This is a genomic window from Mycobacterium sp. VKM Ac-1816D, from assembly GCF_000416385.1.
In the GTDB taxonomy this organism is placed as follows: Bacteria; Actinomycetota; Actinomycetes; order Mycobacteriales; family Mycobacteriaceae; genus Mycobacterium; species Mycobacterium neoaurum_A.
Genome location: NZ_AOHQ01000096.1, coordinates 1 through 3,816, shown reverse-complemented (window position 1 = coordinate 3,816; position 3,816 = coordinate 1). Strand labels below are relative to the sequence as shown.

Here is a 3,816-nt window from a genome sequence, read left to right as displayed (position 1 = left end):
CTCACCAAATCCCAGGATCGGGAACCGCGGCGCATTCGAACTTGTGTTCGACACTACGCCGAATGCGGCTGTCACGCAAGTGGTATCCGCCACGAGGTCTATCGTCGATGACGATGAGACTGCCCGTCATGCCACCGGTGTCGCCGATGCTGGCCAAACCCGTGCGCGAGATACCGCCCGGTGCATCATATGAACCGAAATGGGACGGCTTCCGGTCCATCCTGTTCCGCGACGGCGACGAGGTGGAGCTGGGCAGCCGCAACGAGCGGCCGCTGACGCGCTACTTCCCCGAACTCGTCGCCGCGGCCCGCGCAGAGTTGCCGCCGCGGTGCGTGGTCGACGGTGAAATCGTCATCGCCGGCAACACAGGACTCGATTTCGAGGCGCTGCAGTTGCGGCTGCATCCCGCGGTGTCGCGGGTGACCAAGCTGGCTACCGAGACCCCGGCAGCGTTCATCGCCTTCGACCTGCTCGCACTCGGTGACGAGGACCTGACCGGGCAGCCCTTCAGCAGGCGCCGATCGGCACTGACCGCGGCACTGACCGACCGCGGACCCACCTTCCACCTCACCCCGGCGACCACCGACGAAGGCACCGCGGCTCGCTGGTTCACCGACTTCGAAGGCGCCGGGTTGGACGGGTTGATCGCCAAACCGCTCGACGGCGTCTACCAACCCGACAAGCGAGTCATGTTCAAGGTCAAGCACGCTCGCACGGCGGACTGCGTGGTGGCCGGATATCGATTGCACAAGTCGGGCGATGACGCCATCGGTTCGCTGATGCTCGGCCTCTACGGCGACGATGGTTCGCTGGCATCGGTCGGAGTCATCGGGGCGTTCACCATGGCGCGCCGCCGCGAGTTGTTCCACGAATTGCAGCCACTGGTGACCACTTTCGACGAGCACCCGTGGAATTGGGCGGCGCATGTCCCGGTCGAGCCGACAGTCCGCCGTACTGCGAACTCACGCTGGAATCCGGACAAGAGCCTGTCATTCACCCCGTTGCGACCCGAGCGGGTGGTCGAGGCGAAGTACGACCAGTTGGAGGGAAAGCGGTTTCGGCACACCGCCCAGTTCGGTAGGTGGCGCCCGGACCGTGATCCGCGGTCGTGCACCTTCGAGCAACTCGAGGTTCCGACAAGCTTCCGCCTCGCGGACATCGTGCCAGGATTGGGTTGACCATGCGCAAGATCACCTGGGCCGTAGCGGTTTTGGTGACGATATTGACGGTGTCACTAGGCACGTACACCGTGATGAACGCCAGAACATTCCAACTCGCGGGACATCTTGTCAGCAGGGTCGACACCGATGCCAGAGTGGTCGCGCTGACCTTCGACGATGGCCCCACCGATCACACACCCGAGGTACTGGAGCTACTTGCGTCCAGGAATGTGCCGGCGACGTTCTATCTGAACGGGTCGGAGGCGCACCGTCATCGCGAACAGGTCACGGCAATAGCGAACGCCGGGCACGAGATCGGCAACCACTCCTATTCGCATCGTCGGATGGTGTTCATATCCGAGAACGCGGTGTCCGACGAGATCGAACATACCGACGAGGCGATCCTGCAGGCCGGGTACGACGGTCCGTTGACCTTTCGGCCACCCTACGGAAAGAAGCTCTGGACGCTGCCCCGCTATCTGGCCGCCCGCGACCGGGTCACGGTCATGTGGGACGTGGCGCCCGACTCGGCGGGCAACCCGGACCGGGATGCCATCGTCGAGCAGACGGTGCGATCGGTGCGGCCGGGGTCCATCGTCCTGCTGCACGTCTTGGTCGACAGCCGGTCCGAGTCCAGGGCGGCGTTACCGCTGATCATCGAGCGGCTGAACAGTTCCGGCTACCGGTTTGTGACGGTGTCTCAGCTTCTGGCCATGGGCGGCGGCAGATAGTGCGTTGACCTCAACCATAGTTCAGGTTGCAGGCTGGTGCCCATCCACACGATGAATCACCAGGAGAATCCATCATGCGCCAGATCCGCAGCGACCTTTGGGAGACCCGGGTCGACAACCCGTTCCCCGGATTGACCACGCACGCCTATCTGTGGACCGGAGCCGCGACCGGCAACGTGCTGTTCTACAGCACCGCGACCGACGCGGACTTCGACGAGATCTCCACACTCGGCGGCATTGCCCACCAGTACCTGTCCCACCGGGACGAGGCGGGCCCACAGCTGGCCCGGATCAAGTCCCGCTTCGGTGCCGTCCTGCATGCCCCGACCGTTGAGCACGCCGATATCGGCAGGCACGCCACCATCGACATCGCACTGTCCGACCGCCACGTCGACGACAACGGGATCGAGGTGATCCCGACCCCTGGCCACACCCCGGGCAGCACCTGTTATCTGGTGCCCGGCGCCAACGGGCAGAGCTATCTGTTCACCGGCGACACCATCTTCCTCGGGGCCGACGGTTCCTGGACCGCAGGCTACTTCCCCGGCTTCAGCGACGCGAAGACACTGCGGGACAGCCTGCGATTGCTGTCCAACGAGCAGCCCGATCTGGTGATCTCGAGTGCTTTTGCCGCCGACTCGGCGGTGCAGGTGCCGGGCAGGCGGTGGGCGGCGTGTGTGGAACAGGCCCGGACAGGCGTTACATTGCTGGCGTGACCCGCCCACCCGGCGCGGGCCGGTTCGCGCCGAGCCCGTCGGCTGACCTGCACATCGGCAACCTGCGCACCGCGGTGTTGGCGTGGCTGTTCGCCCGCAGTACGGGGCGAAGGTTCCTGATCAGGGTCGAGGATCTCGACGATCGGACATTCCCCGAGGTGGCCACCCGCCAGCTCGCCGATCTGGCGGCCATCGGTGTCACCGCCGACGAACCGGCTGAGTTCCAGACCGCGCACGCCGATCGCTACGACACCGTGCTCGACGATCTGCGCCGACGCGGACTGGTCTACGAATGCTATTGCAGCAGAAAAGACATTCTGGCTGCGCCACGTGCCCCGCACGCACCCGAGGGGGCCTACCCGGGAACATGCCGTGATCGGGTGAGTCCACCGGATCACGATCGCCCGCCGGCGCTGCGGCTACGCAGCGACAACGCCCCGTTCACCGTCACCGATGCGTTGCACGGTGAGTTCACCGGCGTGGTGGACGATTTCGTGCTGCGCCGCGGGGACGGCGTGACCGCCTACAACCTGGCCGTCGTCGTCGACGATGCCGCAGGCGGTGTCGATCAGGTGGTGCGCGGAGACGATCTGCTGTCCTCCTCACCGCGGCAGGCGTATCTGGCGAACCTGCTCGGCTACCCACCGCTGCGCTACGCCCATGTGCCGCTGGTGCTCAACACCGAGGGTAAACGGCTCGCCAAGCGGGACGGTGCCGTGACGCTGTCCGAGCTCGGCGTCGACCGAGCGCTGACCCTCATCGCCGATTCGCTGGGCTATCGCGGCCGCACCGTCTCCGAGATGCTCACCGAATTCGATCCCGCGCGGTTACCCCGCACACCGTGGGTATACCGCCCGATGTGAGCGAAACCCTGTACCCGACGGGAGAGCGTTGCTACCGTCCGGCCGTGTTCGGAAACCTCCGGCGGGTCCTGCTCGCCGTTCTCCTCGGTGCGCTCGCCCTGGCCGGTGCCGTCGGCTGCGGCTCCTCCGGTGATGCCGGCGACGACCCGATCAAGTCGGCGGGTGTGCTGCGGGTGGGCACCGAGGGCGTGTACTCACCGTTCAGCTACCACGACCCCAAGACCGGCGAACTCGTCGGCTATGACGTCGACGTCGCCAAGGCCGTGGGCGAAAAGCTCGGCGTGCCGGTCGAATTCGTCGAGACGCCATGGGACTCGATCTTCGCCGCGCTGGAGGCCAACCGATT

The 3,816-nt window shown here is 65.7% G+C and carries 5 protein-coding genes; all 5 read left to right on the top strand.

Annotated features, from left to right (window positions below; genetic code table 11):
* The first annotated feature begins 113 nt into the window (after nt 1–113).
* A complete protein-coding gene (locus G154_RS00340) occupies nt 114–1,178 on the top strand; it encodes an ATP-dependent DNA ligase (protein WP_023984978.1) in 1,065 nt (354 codons plus the stop codon).
* A gap of 50 nt (nt 1,179–1,228) precedes the next feature.
* Nucleotides 1,229–1,891 carry a polysaccharide deacetylase family protein gene (locus G154_RS00335; RefSeq protein WP_312035554.1) on the top strand — a complete coding sequence of 221 codons (663 nt, stop codon included), beginning with the start codon at nt 1,229–1,231 and terminating at the stop codon, nt 1,889–1,891.
* Nucleotides 1,892–1,965: 74 nt separating this feature from the next.
* On the top strand, nt 1,966–2,607 hold the full coding sequence (locus G154_RS00330; protein WP_019511254.1) for an MBL fold metallo-hydrolase: 642 nt from the start codon (nt 1,966–1,968) through the stop codon (nt 2,605–2,607).
* Entirely contained in the window at nt 2,604–3,470 is an 867-nt protein-coding gene (gene gluQRS / locus G154_RS00325) for a tRNA glutamyl-Q(34) synthetase GluQRS (RefSeq protein ID WP_019511255.1), read from the top strand. The genes G154_RS00330 and gluQRS overlap by 4 nt, the downstream gene beginning before the upstream one ends.
* A 98-nt stretch (nt 3,471–3,568) precedes the next feature.
* Nucleotides 3,569–3,816 (top strand): transporter substrate-binding domain-containing protein (locus tag G154_RS00320; RefSeq protein WP_237742474.1); only part of this gene is annotated, 248 nt, incomplete at its 3' end.